Annotated in this window: 17 protein-coding genes and 1 pseudogene; 9 read left to right on the top strand and 9 right to left on the bottom strand. The window is 47.7% G+C overall.

The window, feature by feature from the left end; genetic code table 11:
- The first annotated feature begins 35 nt into the window (after nucleotides 1-35).
- Nucleotides 36-806: an SDR family oxidoreductase gene (locus QNM19_RS02640; RefSeq protein WP_049864407.1), complete on the top strand. Its 771-nt coding sequence runs from the start codon at nucleotides 36-38 to the stop codon at nucleotides 804-806.
- Here the strand turns inward: QNM19_RS02640 and QNM19_RS02635 are convergent.
- Nucleotides 803-2,863, bottom strand: a complete 2,061-nt coding sequence (locus QNM19_RS02635; RefSeq protein WP_156202265.1) for a TonB-dependent receptor plug domain-containing protein — start codon at nucleotides 2,861-2,863, stop codon at nucleotides 803-805. The two genes, QNM19_RS02640 and QNM19_RS02635, sit on opposite strands and share 4 nt — an antisense overlap.
- A 238-nt stretch (nucleotides 2,864-3,101) precedes the next feature.
- Nucleotides 3,102-4,907: a S41 family peptidase gene (locus QNM19_RS02630; protein WP_284026283.1), complete on the bottom strand. Its 1,806-nt coding sequence runs from the start codon at nucleotides 4,905-4,907 to the stop codon at nucleotides 3,102-3,104.
- 407 nt (nucleotides 4,908-5,314) lie between these two features.
- On the opposite strand from QNM19_RS02630, the gene betI reads away from it, so the two are divergent.
- The 5 genes from betI (at nucleotide 5,315) to QNM19_RS02605 (ending at nucleotide 11,130) form a co-directional block, all read left to right on the top strand.
- On the top strand, nucleotides 5,315-5,905 hold the full coding sequence (gene betI / locus QNM19_RS02625) for a transcriptional regulator BetI (RefSeq protein WP_284026282.1): 591 nt from the start codon (nucleotides 5,315-5,317) through the stop codon (nucleotides 5,903-5,905).
- A gap of 1 nt (nucleotide 5,906) precedes the next feature.
- Nucleotides 5,907-7,370, top strand: a complete 1,464-nt coding sequence (betB, locus tag QNM19_RS02620) for a betaine-aldehyde dehydrogenase (RefSeq protein WP_284026281.1) — start codon at nucleotides 5,907-5,909, stop codon at nucleotides 7,368-7,370.
- 15 nt (nucleotides 7,371-7,385) lie between these two features.
- Nucleotides 7,386-9,053 (top strand): choline dehydrogenase, encoded by a 1,668-nt coding sequence (gene betA, locus QNM19_RS02615; protein WP_049864404.1) that lies wholly within the window; start codon nucleotides 7,386-7,388, stop codon nucleotides 9,051-9,053.
- Nucleotides 9,054-9,189: 136 nt separating this feature from the next.
- Entirely contained in the window at nucleotides 9,190-10,407 is a 1,218-nt protein-coding gene (locus QNM19_RS02610) for a choline transporter (RefSeq protein ID WP_049864403.1), read from the top strand.
- Between the two features lie 12 nt (nucleotides 10,408-10,419).
- Nucleotides 10,420-11,130, top strand: coding sequence for a TorF family putative porin (locus QNM19_RS02605; protein ID WP_049864402.1), 711 nt, complete (start codon nucleotides 10,420-10,422; stop codon nucleotides 11,128-11,130).
- A gap of 259 nt (nucleotides 11,131-11,389) precedes the next feature.
- On the opposite strand, the gene QNM19_RS02600 is transcribed toward QNM19_RS02605, so the two are convergent.
- The 4 genes from QNM19_RS02600 to QNM19_RS02585 all read right to left on the bottom strand — a co-directional run bounded on the left by QNM19_RS02600 (nucleotide 11,390) and on the right by QNM19_RS02585 (nucleotide 14,521).
- A complete protein-coding gene (locus QNM19_RS02600; protein WP_049864401.1) occupies nucleotides 11,390-11,998 on the bottom strand; it encodes an RICIN domain-containing protein in 609 nt (202 codons plus the stop codon).
- A 317-nt stretch (nucleotides 11,999-12,315) separates the two neighbouring features.
- Nucleotides 12,316-13,329: an AraC family transcriptional regulator gene (locus QNM19_RS02595; protein ID WP_049864400.1), complete on the bottom strand. Its 1,014-nt coding sequence runs from the start codon at nucleotides 13,327-13,329 to the stop codon at nucleotides 12,316-12,318.
- Nucleotides 13,320-14,222, bottom strand: a complete 903-nt coding sequence (locus tag QNM19_RS02590; protein WP_049864399.1) for a GGDEF domain-containing protein — start codon at nucleotides 14,220-14,222, stop codon at nucleotides 13,320-13,322. The genes QNM19_RS02595 and QNM19_RS02590 overlap by 10 nt, the downstream gene beginning before the upstream one ends.
- 164 nt (nucleotides 14,223-14,386) lie before the next feature.
- Entirely contained in the window at nucleotides 14,387-14,521 is a 135-nt protein-coding gene (locus QNM19_RS02585; protein ID WP_284026280.1) for a hypothetical protein, read from the bottom strand.
- Nucleotides 14,522-14,635: 114 nt separating this feature from the next.
- Here QNM19_RS02585 and QNM19_RS02580 point away from each other — a divergent pair, with 114 nt between their 5' ends.
- Nucleotides 14,636-16,567, top strand: coding sequence for a phytase (locus QNM19_RS02580; RefSeq protein WP_284026279.1), 1,932 nt, complete (start codon nucleotides 14,636-14,638; stop codon nucleotides 16,565-16,567).
- Between the two features lie 51 nt (nucleotides 16,568-16,618).
- On the opposite strand, the gene QNM19_RS02575 is transcribed toward QNM19_RS02580, so the two are convergent.
- From QNM19_RS02575 to QNM19_RS02565, 3 genes are all read right to left on the bottom strand, one after another.
- Nucleotides 16,619-17,065 (bottom strand): hypothetical protein, encoded by a 447-nt coding sequence (locus tag QNM19_RS02575; RefSeq protein WP_284026278.1) that lies wholly within the window; start codon nucleotides 17,063-17,065, stop codon nucleotides 16,619-16,621.
- A gap of 146 nt (nucleotides 17,066-17,211) precedes the next feature.
- Nucleotides 17,212-17,937 (bottom strand): YebC/PmpR family DNA-binding transcriptional regulator, encoded by a 726-nt coding sequence (locus QNM19_RS02570; protein ID WP_010384392.1) that lies wholly within the window; start codon nucleotides 17,935-17,937, stop codon nucleotides 17,212-17,214.
- Between the two features lie 111 nt (nucleotides 17,938-18,048).
- A complete protein-coding gene (locus QNM19_RS02565) occupies nucleotides 18,049-18,666 on the bottom strand; it encodes an HAD family hydrolase (protein WP_049865850.1) in 618 nt (205 codons plus the stop codon).
- A gap of 213 nt (nucleotides 18,667-18,879) precedes the next feature.
- On the opposite strand from QNM19_RS02565, the pseudogene QNM19_RS02560 reads away from it, so the two are divergent.
- Both QNM19_RS02560 and QNM19_RS02555 read left to right on the top strand, forming a co-directional pair.
- A pseudogene (locus QNM19_RS02560) lies at nucleotides 18,880-19,464 on the top strand (pyridoxine/pyridoxamine 5'-phosphate oxidase); the annotation flags it as partial.
- Between the two features lie 185 nt (nucleotides 19,465-19,649).
- Nucleotides 19,650-20,075: a DUF2141 domain-containing protein gene (locus QNM19_RS02555; protein ID WP_049865852.1), complete on the top strand. Its 426-nt coding sequence runs from the start codon at nucleotides 19,650-19,652 to the stop codon at nucleotides 20,073-20,075.
- Nucleotides 20,076-20,299 lie beyond the last annotated feature (224 nt).

Below are 20,299 nucleotides of genomic sequence, written 5' to 3'. Positions count from 1 at the left end.
TACTTTCGTCAACTAATCCAACAGGAGTAAGTATTATGTCCACCTCAAGCACGCTTTTTGATTTGACTGACAAAGTCGCCATTATCACTGGCTCAGCGCGTAATATGGGCCGTGCCTTTGCTATTTCACTGGCCGAGCGAGGCGCGAATGTTGTGGTGCATTATCATAGTGATACATCGCTGAGTGACGCACAGCAGACCGCAGCCGAGATCACTCAGATTGGCAGGCAAGCACTTGTGGTTCAGGGCGATCTGAGCCAGGAAAACCAGGTTCAGTCGCTCTACAGTCAAACGTTGGAAGCCTTCGGCCGGGTAGATATTGTGATCAACAATGCCGGTAAAGTGCTGAAAAAAGCCATTGCGGATATCTCAGAACAAGAATACGACCAGCTATTTGCCATCAATACCAAAGCCCCATTCCTTATGATGAAGCACGCAGCACAACATATTCAAGATCAGGGTCGCATTATCAATATGGGTACCTCTTTACTCGGAGCGTTTACTGGCTTGTACGGTGCTTATGCTGGTGCCAAAGCGCCGCTGGAAGACTTTACCCGGGCATTGGCAAAAGAAATTGGCAGTCGTGGTGTCACTGTCAACGTCGTGGCACCAGGCCCGATAGATACCGCATTTTTTCATGGCGAAGAAAATGCGCAATCCGTGGCCTATCTGAGCGCAGCCAGTGTCCTGAATCGCTTGGGTAACGTCGACGATGTGGTGCCCATGATTGATTTTCTGGTCAGTGAAGAAGCACGCTGGATCACCGGCCAGACTTTATTTGTCAACGGTGGTTTCGTTACCCGCTAAAATCGATATGACCAGCTCAGGCGCAGATTTCGGGGCGCCTGAATATACTTCACAGGAGAGACACCCCGGGCATTACCATGATAATAGGTTTTGTCGAACAAATTTTCGATATACAAACCCAGGGTGCTCTCTCCTTGTGTATAGGTCAGGTTAACATTGAAGGTCGTCCAGGCGGGTATCGTAACGACCTCAGTGCCGCTTTGTTGAAAGCGGTTAGCTTCGGTCTTTATTTTATCCCAATGATCAACAAAAGCTGAGATCTGCCAGTGCTGATCCAGGGTGTAACCCAGCCCCAGCTTGACCTTATGACTGGGCACATCCAATCTGACGGATTGCGCTGCCACCTGGGTTTTATCTGGCGAGACATAACGCAGAGCCAGTTGTCCGTGCCAGCGCCGGGCCTGCCAACGCAATTGGTTTTCCCAACCTGAGACTCTGTGCTCTCCTGCCACTATAGTGCGCCAGATCTGGGTATTCGGGTCTTGAACTTTTTGATAAAAGTTCTTCGCCTGCATACTATATAAGGCAGAAATATTGGCAAATTCAATCTCGCGCCAACGGAACTTGCTGCTCCAGTTGAGCTCGTACATCTGCATACTCTGCGATTCAATCTCGTCATCAACCACCAAATCGAATTCAAAAATGGTTGGCGGACGAAACGCCTTGCCATAGGTCACTTTGATTGCCTGATCTGGGTCTGGCTGATAAACCATACTGATCCGCGGCAGCCAGCTGGCATTGGTGTAATCCTGACGGTGGTATCTTAGCCCGGCATTGACCTTAAGTGTGCGCTCGCCAAAGTGCCACAGCCTGGAATATTGTCCAAACACCGCATGCTTATCCGAGCGCTCTTTGTCTGTCGGCCAGGATTCTGGGGTGACCAGTTTTACGCCGTCTTCAGTTTGCCGATATTTGATTTTACGACCAATTTTAGTGCGCCAACCATCATATCCCAGTATCCAGTCCTGATCGGCGCTGGCCTGATAGGTCCATTGGGTATTGAGCCGAATTCTGTCCGACGGACCGATATCTTCGCGCTCTGTATATAACACCAACGCTTCATACCGGCTTGCCTGTTCAGTGTTATCAACACTCAGGCGGTATTTCTCTTTGTATTCCCGGAAATAACTCAGCTCCACATTACCCGACCAGTTTACAGACGGTTGCATGTGCTTACCCAGATAGTAGCTACTGTACCCGCGATACGCATCATCGCCGGTAATGTAATCGAACGCCACCGCTTCTATGCCACTCACGTTGGTCGTGCGAGTGAGGTTATTGCCAAAGTAAAACCAGGGGGTGCTGAGTCGGCTGTCCAGCGTAATGTTTTTCTCACGATTGCGAAAATCATCCGGGTTGTGGTTTCTTAACCTATCTTTGCTGTTTCGACTGAACGCTTCATCATCGACGATAAACTCACGTATTTCACGATAATCCAGATCGCTTTCAAAATAACTGGCCGCTACCGCCAGCTCAATCTCGCCTTGTTGAAAATGAATCAAGCCGTGACCGTGACGTGTACCCACCTCACCGAGCAGTAAAGCCACTTCATTCACACCACTTTCCAGGCGAGTGATTACGTTGATCACCCCTTGGGTTGCATTGCCACCGTACAGAGTTGAATTTGGCCCTTGCAAAATTTCAACACGCTCAATTCTGGCACTGGGAAAGTTATTCATAATGAAGGCTTCGTTAGCCAGCAGATTTTGTACTTCCCGGCCATCTATGAGCATCAAAGTACCCGACATATTGCCGGTAAAGCCTCTCTGACCGCCCGGCAACCAGGCCCATTGATAGAAATAATCCATATTCGGCACTGAAGCGAGGATCTCTTTTAAATCGCGCCAGCCATAACGCTCGATATCAGAGCGACTAATCACATACACAGTGCCGGATGACGCCAGCCAGGTTTCGCTTTTACGTGCCGCAACCGTCACATCCTGGTCGAGTAACTCTTCAAACGACATAGCAAATATCGATCCCTCTTGTTCCTGTGCGCCAGCCAGCGAACTATAGAATACCGCGAAGAAAAACAAAGAATTAGCTAGTCTAATCATATACTGTTTACTGAACAAAGCATCTTTGGCAAGTATAGCCAAGCATTTTGACTTTTGAGTGAATCATGACGAGCGCAATCAGTTTCTGTCATCGAGGGGCTAAATCAAACATCGGCGATTGAGCTGAGATTTTAACTTATGACCCTACAGGCAAGACGAGCAAGTGATAGCAAGTTTATGATTCAGCACATCAAGTCATAACACTGACTTGATGTGCTTGGTGAAGGTGATACAAGTGTTACAGCAAGCCTTTGAGATACTCAATAGCAGCAGACAACTGATTGTCTTCGTTAGCTACAATAGAATCTATGGTCCGTGGGACATAGATATCGGGCTGAACACCACGCCCGATCAATACGGAGCCATCCCCATTATCTACACGTAAGCCTGTATAGCTGAAATAGGACCCGCCATCCATGTACGAACCAAAGTAATTCGCAACCATACGGTCACCATTGATGCCAGCGGTAGGCACACCTACCACAGGTATGCCTGCATTTTTTACAAAAGTGAGTGCATGTTCAGTTTGACTCAAGCTGTCTCGGGATGAAAGGGCGACGACAGGAATATTCAAAGGCTGCTCTGAGACGTCAATCGTTTGGGTGAACATTTCCTTGTATGTCGCTCGCAAAGCGGGGCCTTTTCGGTATCTTATATGGAGTTTGTCGTGCTTCACTGGCTGTGTCAAAAACCATGACAGCCCTTCGCGCCACCCAATTGGATCATTAGGATATTGTCGCAAATCGATGACCACTCCTCGCGCAGTTAATAACTCAGACTTCACCTGTTCTGCATTTTGCTCCGTCAGATTATATAAATTGAGTTTCCACAGTCCTTCCTCTAACTCTCTTACGGGCTCTACATCGTAAGGTACAAGTTCGTGGTACTGGGCAAACTTAAATTCTTTAAAGGCCATCGGCTTTGCTGCAATATCAATCACGTCACCATCTTGTTTTTTAAAAGAAGCCTTAACTGCATCTTCTGAAGTAGCATACTTTGAAAACTCTACGGCATCTGCTTCACTCACATGATCACTACGCATAAGCCAGCTTGCTCTTTGCTCTATCATCTCTTCAAAGGGAACATCATTGATAGACAGCAATTCATCGCCAATCTCGATTACCCCACTAAGTGATTCATCAATACCCACAACTATTGTTTTCCCTTCAATCCGACGTAACTCGTAAGGGTACCTGCCAACATTATAGGAGCGATATGAAAGGGGATAGCCTATAGAAACGTGGTTATCCTGCAGTTTTTTGAACTCACGGTTGATAGCCATAATACGCTCAGTTCTGACATCCTCAGTGCATGCTTTTAGTAAAGGGGTTAGACTGCGACGCCAATTAACATCAACTTGTTCGAAATAAGGCCAGAAATGGTGAATTTCTCCCCACATTCCTGACATAGTAGACATACATATAGGCAAGCTGGCGAAGTCTGTACCAATATCCCACAGGCGATAATCATCAACCCGCCTTCCCTGTTCACTTGCGTGCTGAGAAAGATACAATGGCAAATACACAGTGCGCCAGCCATACCGGATCCGTGAAAAAGCACTATCAGGTATACGTGGATCCATCCTCATTTCGGTAAGCTCACCAGCCACAAGCGACCGGGTGTATGAGTGTTGTGTTCTGGCGGCTATTTGCTCCCACGTAACAACCTGCTCACCATCACTCAGGGTGGGCAACTCCTGCTTGCGTTCAGTCATAAACGGGGCAATCTCACGCAGCCTTCGTAAACCAATCTCCTGCCTTTGGTATGACCTTGCCTGACTCATTTCTACAATCGTTTCTGCAATGAATTTGTCCCAGTTTGTATCGGCAACTGCCTGACTGGAGTAGAAAAATTTAACTTTATGCGCAAATTTGACAAACTGTTTTATATCTCTGAGTAATTGCTTGTCCACATTCATAGCTGGCGGGGGCAACAGCTTTATAGCATCTGCTGGAGGGGATGTATTTTGTGCGAGTGCATTAGATGCAAAACAAAGCGTAGAAGTGATCAGCGAGGCAACTGTTAGATTCTTAATTATTATCATTTTTTAATCTCCTTTTAGTCAGTCGCATTTCAACCTAGCAACAATTCTAGGTGCATTCAACGGCAGAAAATTACCCTCAGAAAGCAGCAATAACAAGTGAAAACAAGACCATACGACTTGTCTGAATAGTGCGCAAAAGTGTTTAGTCCTGAGATAGCGATCCCTCATACATAATCCTGTATCGACTGAAAGCGCCTCCAAATAGACCATTGCGCCCGAAGCAATCATCACAAAGCGCACACAGGAAAAATAGTTTTATTGAATTTACCGGCACAAAAAATCATTAAATATCATAAAGTTAAATTGGACTTTTTTTTTAAAATAGAGAGTTCACAAAATATCAACCTTGATGTTCCTCTCTGTTCACCTTAAAATTTATTTTTATTGAACGATCAATTAATAAAAATATGCCCAAAGTCGGAATGGAACCTGTGCGTCGCCAGCAGTTGATTGAGGCGACTTTGCAGTCAGTCGCAGAGCTTGGATTACAAGCCACCACAATTAATAGCATCAGTAAAAAAGCAGGCATGTCGTCGGGGATCATTAGCCACTACTTTGGTGGTAAACAAGGTCTCATAGAAGCCACAGTGCGCTATCTGCTGAGCAGTCTGCAACGCAGCTTATTACAACGAACAGTTCAGGGGTGTACGCCTGAACAACGCCTGATGTTTATTGTCGAAGCCAACTTTGCTGTGGTGCAACAACAGCGAGACACCACTCGTACCTGGTTGAGCTTTTGGGCGCATTCCATGCACGATGCTGAATTACATCGCTTACAACGCGTCAATGCTCGCCGACTTTACAGCAATTTGTTGTATTCGTTTAAACAGTTAATGGCCCCAGGCAAAGCGCGTGAAGCCGCAGAGCTGAGTGCCGCCATGATCGACGGCCTGTGGCTCAGAGCCGTTCTCAATAAAGCCGATGATGCGCAGTTTGACAGCGCGCAGGATCTGGCCAAACGCTATATCCAGTCCCTCATCCAACAATTTGGAGTCTAATATGTCCACACCTGTCTACCAGAACTTTATTCACGGCCGCTATCTTGCCAACCAGACCGGCGAGCAGTTTGCGGTAAAAAACCCCGCGACCGACGAAGTCATTTATCACGTTGAAGTGGCCGATGCGCACATTCAAGAAGCCGCCATCGACAGTGCCAAAGCCGGGTTTGCGCAGTGGTCAGCCATGACCCCCATTGAGCGCAGTCGAATTCTGAATAAAGCGGTAGCCCTGTTGCGTGAACGCAATGATGCGCTTGCCAAAATTGAAGTGCTGGATACGGGCAAACCCTGGCAAGAAGCCGAATGCGTTGACATTCAAACCGGTGCCGATGTGATCGAGTACTTTGCCGGTCTCGCACCTGCGCAGGTTGGACAACAACAAATGGTCGGCAATGATTTTTACTACACCCGCAAAGAGCCACTGGGTATTTGCGCGGGCATTGGCGCCTGGAACTACCCACTGCAAATTGCTTGCTGGAAATCCGGCCCGGCACTGGCGGCAGGTAATGCCCTAATCTTTAAACCCTCTGAAGAAACCCCGCTGGGTGCAATGAAACTGGCCGAGATTTTTATCGAGGCAGGTATGCCTGCTGGTGTCTTTAACGTCGTACAAGGCGCTGCAGAAGTTGGGCAATGGCTCACGCTACATCCGGAAATTGAAAAAGTGTCATTTACCGGTGAAGTGGGCACAGGTAAAAAAGTCATGCAAAGTGCGGCTGCTAATCTCAAAGACGTGACTATGGAACTGGGCGGTAAATCACCGCTATTGGTGTTTGATGATGCCGATATCGAGCAGGCCATCAGTGCTGCCATGTTAGGCAATTTCTACACTCAAGGTGAGATCTGCACCAACTGCACTCGTGTTTATGTACAGCGCGGCGTGTATGAGCAGTTCCTTGAGCAACTTAAAACTCGCACAGAGCAAAATATCATCGCCGGCGATCCACTTAACCCCGAGGTCAACCTGGGCGCATTGATCTCGAAAAAACATCAGCAGCTGGTACTGGATTACATCGAACAAGGCAAGCAAGAAGGCGCCACTGTGCTCACTGGCGGTCATGCCCTGAGCCCGGCTTCGGCACCTAACGGCTACTTTGTCGCACCGACCATCTTCACTGACTGTCATGAGGATATGGCCATAGTCCGCGAGGAGATCTTTGGTCCGGTGATGTGTGTCATGGTGTTCGATGACGAACAAGAAGCAATTGAGCGCGCCAATAACACCCATTTAGGGCTGGCTGCTGGCGTGTTTAGCCGTGATATTCAACGTGCACATCGTGTTATCCACCAACTAAAAGCCGGTATTACCTGGATCAATGCCTATGGTAATTCTCCTGCCGAAATGCCTGTTGGGGGATATAAACAGTCTGGGATCGGCCGCGAAAATGGCATCGAAACACTGGACCATTACACCCAAACCAAATCTGTCTATGTCGGTATGAGCCAAATCGAAAGCCCATTTTAAGCAAGGAGCCAGATCATGAAAAAAGTATTCGACTACATTATTGTCGGAGCTGGCTCAGCAGGTTGTGTCCTGGCAAACCGATTGTCTGCCAATCCACAACATCGGGTATTACTGTTAGAAACAGGTGGCAGTGACAAGAGCATCTTTATTCAGATGCCCACGGCACTGTCTATTCCCATGAATACCGACAAATACGCCTGGCAATTTCATACTGAGCCAGAACCTTACCTGAACAACCGGGTGATGCACTGCCCACGTGGCAAAGTACTGGGCGGCTCTTCATCTATCAATGGCATGGTGTATGTTCGTGGTCACGCGAAAGATTTTGATGAATGGCAGCAGCATGGTGCACAAGGCTGGGATTACCAAGCCTGTCTGCCTTACTTTAAGCGTGCTGAAAGCTGGTACTTGGGCGACGACCCTTACCGTGGCAATGACGGCCCGTTGGGTACCAACAATGGTAATGAGATGGCCAACCCGCTGTATCGCGCATTTATCGAAGCTGGTGCGCAGGCAGGATATGCCACCACACAAGATTACAATGGCGAGCAGCAAGAAGGCTTTGGCCCCATGCATATGACGGTGAAAGATGGCCGCCGATGCTCCGCCAGCCGTGCTTACCTTGACCCTGTAAAGGGGCGTGACAACCTGACAATCGTAACTGGTGCACTGGTACATAAAGTGCTACTGGAAGGTAAACGCGCGGTCGGTGTTGAGTACCAATGTAAAGGTAAAATCCACAGTGTAAGCGCCGAACGCCGCGTGATTTTAAGTGCCGGCCCAATTGGCTCGCCTCACTTGTTGCAGTTATCGGGCATCGGCGATCAGGCAGCTTTGCAGGCCGCCGGTGTTGAAGTTAAGCACCACCTGCCAGGCGTCGGCAAGAACTTGCAAGATCACCTGGAGTTTTATTTCCAGTATAAGTGTAAGCAACCCATCACTCTGAATGGCAAACTGGACTGGTTCTCTAAAGGCTTGATCGGCGCACGCTGGCTACTGAATAAATCAGGTCTTGGCGCTACCAACCATTTTGAATCCTGTGCTTTTATCCGCTCAAAAACAGGCGTAGAGTGGCCGGATCTCCAGTATCACTTTTTACCCGCGGCCATTCGCTACGATGGTAAAAGTGCGTTTGACGGACACGGGTTCCAGGTCCATATTGGTCACAACAAACCGAAAAGTCGCGGTGAGGTCACCCTTAAATCAGCAGACCCCACGCAGGCGCCTAAGATCCAATTTAACTATCTGGCCCATCAGGATGATATTGAAGGCTTCCGGGCGTGTGTCCGACTCACTCGTGAGATCATTGAACAACCGGCCTTTGATGTCTACCGAGATGGCGAGATTCAGCCAGGTAAAGACGTACAGAGCGACGCTGAAATCGATGCCTTTGTACGCCAGGCAGTCGAAAGTGCCTATCATCCGTCCTGCTCATGCAAAATGGGTGAAGATGACATGGCCGTGGTGGATTCAAACACCCAGGTACATGGTATTGATGGCCTGAATGTAGTGGATTCATCTATCTTCCCAACAATCCCTAACGGCAACCTCAATGCGCCAACCATTATGGTCGCAGAGAAAGCCGCAGACCTTATTCTGGGCCAACCAGCCCTGAAAGCAAACAACGCTCAGGTTGCCATTGCGAGACAATGGCAGACAGTACAACGTAGCACGGAGATTTAACAAAGCCACCTGCGGCCCAAACGGGTCGTGGGGTCTGCAGTGGTGCGCGATACAAATTGGTTGTATCGGGTTAATGCGGAAACAATAAAAAACGGAGAGACAATGAGTTATTTTTACTTATTTTGGGAGGGTGACAATGACAGTATGGCTTAGTGCAGGCATTGTATTTACCCTAGTTGCCATCGCTTTTATCCTATTAAAATGGGGGAACCTACGCTGTGTCGGTGTGACACCGGTTAAAACTTTTACCTTTATTGCTATCTTATTTACGTCCGGCCTGGATGTTGGACTTATCATGTTTCCGCTGACGGAGTTTGCGGGTTACGCAGACATAAAAGCAAGCCCAGAGTATGCGTTTGCCAATCCACTTGCCATTGAATTTGGCTTTTGGGGCTTCCTGATCTGGGGATTTTATTTTCTGACGTGTTTTTATTTCTGCGTAATAGAACCTAAGGTGAAGTTCTTCGAAATTCCCTGGGTTAAATTTATCAACAATGTTGTTATTATTGGTACTTGCGCCTTTACGGCTTATCTGTTGCTGACTAACCTGCCCTGGTATATGCCAAGTGTGGGCGATGGCGAGTCCATTATTCCAACCTTTTATCTCATCGTGTTCGCCGCCATTTGTTTTGCGGTGTATTCAAGCACCAGCCTGAAGTATGTACGCATTCTGAGTATCTCTACGACCTGGATGTTTCTCGCCCTGATCGCCTTTATGTGGGCCTCTGCGTTCGTATTTGGTAACAGTGAGATGAGCGCCTTTACGAATAACATTGCGCTACTGGGTGGCTACTTTAGCAATATCAACGAGTTTGTGTTGCCACTTAACGATTACCACGAATTTTATCTGTTCTGGTGGTTTGCGTGGAGCATTATGATAGGTCAGTTCACCTCTCGTTTTGTCGGTGGCCTGAAAACCTATCAGGTACTGGCTGCAATGCTGGTGTTCCCGTCTATTCCCATCGCTGTCTGGTTTAGTGTTTTATATCACTATCATGAAGCAGGCATTGACACAGCAGGGATTAAAAACCTTGCCATGGTGGTGGTTGGCGTGATTTTCGTGATCAACTCTCTGGATTCATTAGTTCGACTGTATACCGACAACCTGGGTTTGACGGTTAAAAAACTCGGGAAACGCAATTATATTTTGTTTAATATTGCCGCCTTGTCATTGCTGACGCTGCTATTTAAACTAAACTTTTTGCAGATACAATGGGTTGGTGCACTGGTTATTGCGCTCTTTTTTGGCTGTTTTGGCTATATTTGCTACAGCAAATTCAAAACAGTGGCCAACATTACCCGTTCACCTAAAGAGAATACCATCGACTTCAGCCGTATCGAGACCGTAAACTAAGGTTCAAAAGAAATGAAAATAAATTTAAAAACGACACTCTGCGCACTCCCTTTGGCTATGCTATCTAATCTCGCTGTAGCAGGTTTGTCGACCACCATTACTGCTACGTCTGACTATACCTTTAACGGTGTTTCACAGACGCAAGGCGATGCGACTATTCAGGGCAGCCTGGACTATGCCGATGATGCGGGTTGGTATGTGGGTACTTGGGGATCAGGGGTAGATTTTGGTGACGACACCAGCCATGAACTCGACTTTTACGTTGGTAACACCACTGACCTTTCAAGTGCCTGGTCACTGGACTATGGTATTGCCTATTACAGCTACCATGGCTTCACCGACGCCAGCAGCTTTAACTACCCAGAAGTCTATTCCAAGTTTGCCTATGCCAGTAGCCTGGGGACGACGAATATCAACCTGTGGTACAGCTGGGATTACGCCGGTAAAGATGTTGGTCATACCATCACGATGCTGTCGCATACTTTTGATATCGCCGATAACCACTCTATTACCCTGAGCGGCGATGTATCTAACTCATTCGATGCAGATAAACATGCCTGGGATGAACTCGGGCTAGACAGCTCCTATACACACTATTATATCTCTTATTCCACCACCCAGTTTGATTTCGATCTGACCTTTACGCTGGAAGACACCACGATTGATGGCGAACATTCCGACGACCGGTTTGTGTTCGCGATTTCAAGAACATTTGACTTGTAATCTTAATTAAAGCCAGCTGCTTAAGAGGTAACTTTAATTTCGAGGCTCCCTATTAAAGGGGGCCTCGTTACATATCACAACCCTAAAGACTACCGCCACATTGTTTCCTACATATCAGCCTTATCTTAGTATTTATGATGCCGCCTGGCATTTTTTCACCTTACGCGCCAAATTGGTGCCATGACCTACGTAATAACGAAAGTTGCCGACGTAGATACCGCTAAACGAGTTCATTACGATATTCATCAATTAGCCGGACTTACAAATTTGCTCTATACCAAATCTTCTGTTCCGATTTAGGATGCCCACTACTGTAAGTACTTTCGAGGCGGATAAACCTTTCTGGAAAATTCATACTGTACATGGTCAAAGCTTTATAAAAGTCAGTAGAAGATCGAACTGAAATACTATTGTTGGTCAATACGACCCACCACTTCTGATTGGAAGAGCCATCACAGTTTTCAGTCCATACAAAGGAACTAGCATTGGTAGTGCGATGAAAACATCGGTTGGGGTTATTAACTGGCGAAATTGTATAGTATCCCCCAGAGGTTGGATTTAATATAAACCCTTTATAAGAGGAGCTATAACTACATGGAAATAGCTGACTATTCCATTTTGAAGCACAGTATCCGTTGACTTTAACGCCCAGTAACTCACTGCCAGAAGCCGGCTGCATATTAGCTTTGACACTTTCCTCTAAAGTGTCTGTAGCCTGCGACTTAACCAAGTACTCCTGCTCGATGCGGGCTTTAAAAGCCTCATATTCGTGAGATAAAACGTCTACTTCTGGATTTGATTCAACTATTTTCGAAGATGCATCCTGGCTCATAAAAACCAGGAAAATAGGGGTAACATATTTAAACATGCTCTCTTCCTTCCGTATTTAGTATTAATGTCAGTGATGATTACTATTAGCAACCAAAAGAGTGAAATGATAATAAAAATCATTTCATCAAAAGGATCGTATTCAAAACCATCAAGATCAATTACAACCAATTACATCCAAAGGGTGCTATGGGTACTGAATCTGAGAGTATGTTCGTTGTGTGCTAAATTGTTTTTTGACTTAAACATTGAAGCTCAACACACTTTTGACAGGACTTTATCATTGCTGCTTTCGTAATCGTTCAGGCACACCAAACCCTATGATTAAGTTAGGCAACCGACTCTGACACCTCCAGCTTAAGAGCCACAGCGAAAGGCACTTGGCACAGCGCCCGTCCAGCGCTTAAACGCGCGACGAAAGCTATGCACATCGGCAAACGCCATGGTGCTGGCAAGCTGGCTGTTATTCCACTGATTGAGATCCATCAGGTGCAACGCTTCTTGCCCCCTCACTTCATCAACCAACAATTTGAAATTGGTGCCGTCTTGTTTGAGACGACGCTTGAGTGTGGCCGGGCTCATACCCAGATAATTGGCGGTATATTCCAGCGACCAGGCCTGCCCAAGGTTCTTTCGAAACAAACGGCGTAAGTGTGCCTGCAGTAATTGCGGAGGGTGCGAAAGCTGGCTGGCACTGCGTTTTGCCTGAGCAAAGCGCAATGCACTGGCCTCTTTAAAAGGCTGATACATCACCTCGTCGGGCAGTACAATCGCGCAACGCGGTGCATTAAACCGTACATGCTCACCCAGATAGACCGGATAATGAAAATCCTGCCCGGGTTGCGACCAGGGTAGCTCTATCTGTATCCAGGTCTGTGCACCAAGCTGCTCTTTCAGCAATAAGCGGCAGGCCGACAGGACAATCTCAAACACCATTCGCTGTTGAGTGCTCAACGACGCTGATTCAGTCAGCCTGATATACAGCTTGCCCTGATGTCGCTCAACATTAAACTGGATCAGCGTCTCAAATCCTTTTTGCACTCTTGCCCAGGCCGTCAGTGCGCTGTGCAGGTCAGGGGCATACCGCCACAAGTCAAACAAAACATGACCATGTCCGGTCGCGATTCTTTGTCCCAGCTCCATCGCCAATTGCGGTTGTTCTGCAAGTTCTCGCTTGAGCTTTTTCAGGATAATAAGTACGTTGATTGGGGCAACCTGGGCCCCCGGGTAGGCTAAATCTTCAAGAAACAACTGAGACCCACGGATCAGGTGCTGTGGTTTTATCTGATAGTGTTCTGCCAGCTCTAATATGGTAATCAGGAAGTGTGCGGGCATGCGCTTATCATGCAAATAGGCAAATTTCAAAGACATCGCACATCCTCCCCATCCATGGCCACAGAGCTCGTGCGTTTCGCTCCTGCCAGCTGCTGATTCAGTCGTTCGAACAGAGCGTGCTCTGATTCCCCGGCAATTCGGGTGGCCTGTACTGTGGTCACAGTCAACGCACCCTTTAGCGCTGAGTTACAACACGCCTGGATCAACTGCGAGAGTACTCTGGCTTCATCCGGTGGTGTTTCGGGCAGTAAAACCGCAAACCGATCACTGGTGTAACGGCACGCCAGATCCGTTTCTCGCAGCGCTATTTCCAGCGCAGAGGCAACCTCATTGAGAGACTCGTCGCCTTTTTGCACACCATGTACCCGGTTGTAATGAGCAAAACCCTTTATATCAACCATCACCAACGAAAGCGGCTGGTTGCGTTTATCGTGCAATACCGCTTCACGGTTAAGCTGGATCAACAAGTAGCGCAGGCTGTAAAGCTGAGTAACGGGGTCGATCAGGCTATGTTCACGATGAAAATGCTCCCTTTGTTTCAACTGACGGTTGACCGCTTGCTGTTCGCGATACCAGGTGACTAGTCCCCAGGTTAACAAGGTCATACTAACCGGGGCAGGCAGCGACTCAAGCCAGGTAAACAGGTGGCTCTGTAGCGGGTAAGCAATGAACTCATCCAATAGGTCCAGCCAGGTCGTGAGCCAGTAGGTTGCAGAGCCCAGCAGCAATACCGTGGTAACCCGGCCTCTTGGACGACACAACATCAAGAGAATAAACCAAATAGCTGCCATCATCGACGTGGTGGCTTCGCCCACGGCGTCAACCCAATCGATGTCATTCACAGATTTCAGGTCACCGATGAAGAGCGCCAACATAGTCAGCAAGATACTGACACAGAGAGTTAAACATAAGCTGCTGACATTCTTCATTTTTTAGCCAATTACACATTCATCCGGGTATCCTAGCTCGGATATATGACACTTTTAAGGCAAGCTCAATAATGGTCTGAGCTAATTGGACCCGGCCAGAATAGCTCACTTAACTTGCTGCGGGTTATACAGCCCTCTAAATCAAACCAAATATCACTATGATTTTATTGCGCTTTATATGAAATAAAGTCGATGCTCTTAAGACAAAGTAGCTCACCATTACTACGATATTGTTCTATCTGCATCGTTTTAGGTCCATCGACCGCCAAACCCAGAACAGGATGAAACAGAACTGTCACATTACCTGCTTAAGGTAGCCGCTCTCTTTACACCCGTTGATGGTTTGGCGGCCTGAACACAACACCTGATGTAGGCGCGCTTCTGTCAGTTCTCAGTGATGTCGGAGCAAAAATATGAACATACAAACCTTATCTAAAATCATGCTTACCTTAGGTCTACTGGGCGCATTGAGCGCCTGCCAAAGCCAGCAAACACAACAAGTAGTTAAGCAGCCACTGCAAACCAAAATACAAGGCTCTGTCGCGGCGATTGTTGACAGCTGGCCCTTGCCCGGAACAGATCAGGTATTGACGGCGTCAGAGCAACATGGACTCAGTTTGCATCAGGGTAATGTACTCAAAGCACAGCTCCCGGGCGCATTCAAACAACTCCGCCTCAATGCGATAAATAATAACCAGTGGCTATATGCCGCACTTGAAGGCAGCAAAGACAGTGTATTTGTGGGCACGCTGGATGTCACTGATGCACAACTGAAACCACGTTTTGAACTCACGCAAACCGGACTCCTGGTCGATAACTTCTGCTTATTTGCAGATCCGGCAGATCAGACCCTGTCTATCTTTGTTTCCGATGGACGTGGCAGGGCGGAACAATGGCTGCTTCGCCAGCAGCAACACTGGCTTCAGGCCCCTTTACTACTGCGCTCATTGTCTTTGCCCTACGACGCCGACTCCTGTGCCGTGGACCCTGGCAATGGCTACCTCTACATCAGCGAACCACTGGGGATCTGGCGCTACTCAGCGCGCATTGAAGACAATCCACAATATTATCCGGTCTCTCTGGTTGCCCCATACGGCGAGCAGCAAGCACCGGCAATAAGCCTGGCAACCAGTGACTCTGGAGAACTCTTTGCGTTACTGGAAAATGGCCTGGAGATCCTGTACTGGGATACGCCAGATGCCGCAGACAGCTGGATGTCCGCTGACACGTTAGTGCTCAAAAATTACGAAGCCACTATGATGAACCTCAGCCAGTCACCGGGGCAACAAACTGCCGAGCTGAGCTTCGTCAACGAACAACAAAGCAGTTATACCAGTACGCATATTGCTCTTAAATCAGCCCCAACTGCGCAGACGCTACCAATAGTTCGACCTAAGGCACAGAGCCACCCTGCTGAGCAGTTTGGCGATGCGATGGATGACCCAGCCATCTGGGTGCATCCGAGTAACCCCGCTGCTTCTCTGGTACTGGGGACACACAAAAAACAAGGTCTGGAAGTCTATGACCTCAAAGGTAACCTGTTGCAACAGTTCAAAGATGGTCGACTCAATAACGTCGACCTGCGCGATGGTTTCAGCTGGCAGGGTCGCACCATCAGTATCGCTGCTGCAAGCAAGCGCAATGATGATAGTCTCGCATTTTATGGTATTGAAGCTGATGGCACAGTGTTTAGGCTAGGAACTGTGGCAGCCGGGCTTGATGAAATTTATGGTCTCTGTATGGCCGCTTTTGAAGGCACCCATTATGTATTTGCCAATAATAAAGCCGGTCTGACAATTCAGTACGCATTACAAGCTAACACAGGCAAAATTGCCGCCGCCAAAGTACGCCAAATATCATTGAACTCACAACCGGAAGGCTGTGTGGCAGATGATGAGCGCGGCCGCTTGTTTATTGGCGAAGAAGATGTTGGGATTTGGGCCACCAGCCTGAACCCGGCGGATAACAGCCAACCTGTGTCAGTAGCCAAAGTGGGTGAGCACCTGGTTGATGACGTCGAAGGCCTTGCCTTATCGTTTGGCAAATCACCTGTTCTGGTCGTTTCCAGTCAGGGCAACAACAGCTATCAACTATACGAAGCAACGCCCCCATACCGACATCTGGCCGGGTTTCGCGTCGGTCTGGATGGCTTTAACGGCATTGATGGGGCATCAGAAACGGATGGTCTGGCTTTATCCACCCGCCTGCGTACGCCAGACTATCCCGAAGGCCTGCTGGTGATTCAGGACGGTCGTAACCGCTTTCCAGATAAACCACAAAACTTTAAATACGTTAGCTGGCAGAATGTTATGAGCACCACCGGGCTTGATACAGCTGCTAAATAACCTGCTAATTGTATCTTGAGGCCCGCTATGGGCCTCTTACCTATACTTGTGTTATTCAGTTGACCCAGACGAGAAGGTTTTCTCCAACCTATTCAGCCGCTCAGGCAGATTGACGTATATATCCGGGTCGCCAGTATATTCTCCCGGACTTTGCAAAAGAAACGTGACCGCTTCGCGACATTTGTGCCAAAGAGGATCTTCAAACGATACCCGATCAGCAAGCTTTTCTTCTAGCAAGGTAGTAAAGCAATCTGCCAGTGAGGGTTTATCATCGTCAAGGTGCTCGTGCTCTGTGAGGTAGCGGGTAAAGTAGCCCAGATAAGCATTGAATAACAGTGGAGGCATAAACCTAAGCTCGTCCGCTCGTTCAATAAAATTTGCCCGAAAACGGCCAAATATTACTTCATCCGTTTGGTTATAAAATACCGACTTTGCATAGACTAAATCAGGGTCTGAACCACTGTCCAGAATCGCCTTATTCCATTGTTCTTCAGTCATTAACTTCGTGGTCTGATTGATATTGGTCACTCAGCTTAGTCTGCAACTTACCCAGAGTATGTACACAAAACAACAAAAAAGCCGAGCGCACTAGCCCGGCTTTCTTAATTTTGCGCCCAGAAAGGCAACTTATCTGCCGCAACAGATTAGTTTTTCACAATGGCGTTGTGATATACGTTTTGTACGTCGTCACAGTCTTCCAGCATGTTGATAAACTTCTCGAAGTTTGCCAGATCGTCTTCACCTGTGATCTCAACGTGTGTTTGCGGTACCCAGGTAATCTCATCTACTTCGAAAGTGATGCCGTCAAACGCTTCGATCAGGGCAGTTTTCGCTTTGAAGTACTCAGTATGTGGTGCAAACACAGAAACCTGACCGTCTTCTACTTCAACGTCCGTCACGTCAACATCCGCCATCATCAGCGCTTCCAGTACGGCTTCATCGTCATCACCGGCGAAGCCAAGGATAGCAAAGTGATCGAACATGTGAGCAACACAGCCCGGACTACCAATTTTTGAGTCTGTCTTAGTGAACGGCAGACGTACATCCTTGATAGTACGGTTTGGGTTGTCTGTCAGACAGTCCACAATCACCATACAGTTACCAGGGCCGTAACCTTCATAACGTGCTGGTGAGTAATCTTCACCTGCACCACCGGCCGCTTTTTCAATCGCTTTTTCAATAACGTGTGCCGGAACCTGGTCTTTCTTAGCTTTATCGATCAAACGACGAAGGGAGAGGTTGGTGTCTGGATCAGCGCCACCATTTTTTGCGACTACATAGATCTCTTTACCATATTTTGAGTTTACTTTGGTCTTTGCCGCTGCCGTTTTTGCCATGGCGTTTTTGCGGACTTCAAATGCTCTACCCATCTTAATTCTCGTTTGTGCAAATTAAATTGGACAAGATTCTAACAAGACATTGCATTTTGGGCCATACCCAGACGAGAATTGCCCGATATTGCGATATTTACTCTGAGATTTTTAGGCAAACTGGCCAGTTCGGGACCGATGATGCAGGCCAAGTGCCACAGGTAGGTCAACAAATCGCTCAATGATGATATCAGCCTGCTGAGCATAGTCTGGCAGGCCAACGGGAGCAAACAAACAAGCATGCATGCTGGCACGCTGTGCAGCTTCAATGTCGTATTTATAATCACCCACATAAACACAGTGTTGATACGGTAAAGACCAGCTATCAGCAACCATATGCAATGCCTGAGGATCCGGCTTAGGTAGCGCATCTTCGCGTGTTAACATATAGTCCAGCTCCAGGCCGCATCGCTCAAGCTTTAATTGCGCAGCTTTGGAGTAGTTACGCGTGACGATGGCCATAGGTATGCCAATAGATTTAAAAAATGACACTGTGTCTACTACGCCGGGGATTAGCTCGGCATGCTGTGCGTCCTGCATCTCATGTTGATGGATCAGCGCCATGGCTTCTTCGCGCATATAAGGAGAAGGTAAAGACTCGACGAAATCGAGTAAGTCTGCATCACGATCACAGCCGACCTGCGCTTTGATCAACGCGAAGTCAAGTGAGGAGGTTACCAGGGTACCATCCAGGTCAAAAATCACACCTTTTACCGTTAAATCAGCCATTCATATTTCCTTATCACCAAGGCTTCAACCACACTAAACATAGGGTAAGCCGAAACACCTTGCAAAGATATTAAAAATAAAATTGTTGAGGCCCTACCTGCTGGTCACATCGCAGCAATGGGACCTGTATTTCATACGCGCGCAACCATTGTATGGATCATTTGAAACCGAAGTAGGAACATGCCATGGTAAAGAAAAACAACTCAACAAGGAGTCGTGATGAATAACCCTATCGAACAGTTTCTGTCCTGGTGGCAACAGGCCAAAGCTCAGCCTAATCTAAAACAACGCAGTGCCGTTTGCGTTTCTACCATAGACGAACAGGGCTTCCCCTGTGGTCGTTTTGTCGATCTTAAAGCGGTGAGTGATGCCGGTTTTACTTTTTGCACTCACCTGGGTTCGCAAAAAGGGCAAGACTTACGACGTAATCCCAAAGTGGCCATGACAGCCTGGTGGGACGCCCTGGGCTATCAGGTTCGTGTTAAAGGACTGGCATACGAGATCAGCCGTGCCGATGCACTGCGTTATTGGCAAAGCCGCAGTCATGACGCTCAGCTCACCACCTTAGTCTGTCAGCAAAGCCAGCCGCTGGTATCCATGCAAGCCGTTACCAGCAAACTCGAAACACTTGGTAATGACTTTCAGGCACAAACAATACCACTCCCCGAAGACTGGGGTGGCTTTGTTATACAACCGCTCAGTATCGAGTTTCTGACCTTCAAAGAAAACAGGCTCCATGAACGCGAGCTCTACCAGCATGAAAATGGGGCTTGGTGCAAAACCCAGTTACAACCTTAGCAAGTGTAAAGGCCCTTGCCATCTAGGAGGACTTGCTCAGCTCAGGAGGTGTAAACAACAAGCCTGTTTTTTGAGTACGAATGACATCTGTCATGCCCTTGTCATGACAGATCACACACGTAATCACCCGCGCCATTTCGTAAAGTTATCCCATCAACACAATGACTCATCAAAGGATAACTGACATGACTAAACATATTACTCGCACCACCGCCCTCGCCTGTATGCTTGCCGCACTTTCAACCAGTGCGATGGCACAGGATCTGACCATCACATTCAGTGGTTTGGCACACCAATCTGGTACCCTGAAGCTCGTCGCTTATGACTCTCCGGCCGCGTTTACACAGCAACAAGCATGGCGGGTGGCGCAACAGCACGTATCTGGCAACCAGCCTGAACTCATATTACGCGACGTAGAACCCGGACAGTACAGCTTTATGGTTTATCAGGACCTCAACAACGACGGCAGGCTGAATCGAAACCGCTTTGGTATACCAACTGAGCCTTATGGTTTTAGCAATAATGCCACACTCACAGGCGCCCCCCAGTTCCCACAACTGGCGGTACACGTCACGCAACAAAATCAGAGTTTAAAAATACGACTGCGTTAGCCAGAAAAGTGTCACAGTAAGCCTTTAGTCTGTGACACTCCCCCCTTCCCCATCAAAAAAGCCCAGCCCCATTAACATACCCGTAAGAGAAACATGACGTACCCACAACAGAATCATAGTATTTTTTTCTTATTAAATGTTATGAAGTTACTGGATCAATAACGAAACTTTATGCAATAGTGTGTGCGTAAAGTGATCCAAAATTGTCACTTCGCACTATATTT

This window comes from Pseudoalteromonas ardens, assembly GCF_030125445.1.
Taxonomy (GTDB): Bacteria; Pseudomonadota; Gammaproteobacteria; order Enterobacterales; family Alteromonadaceae; genus Pseudoalteromonas; species Pseudoalteromonas ardens.
This window is presented reverse-complemented; position numbering and strand designations above follow the sequence as displayed.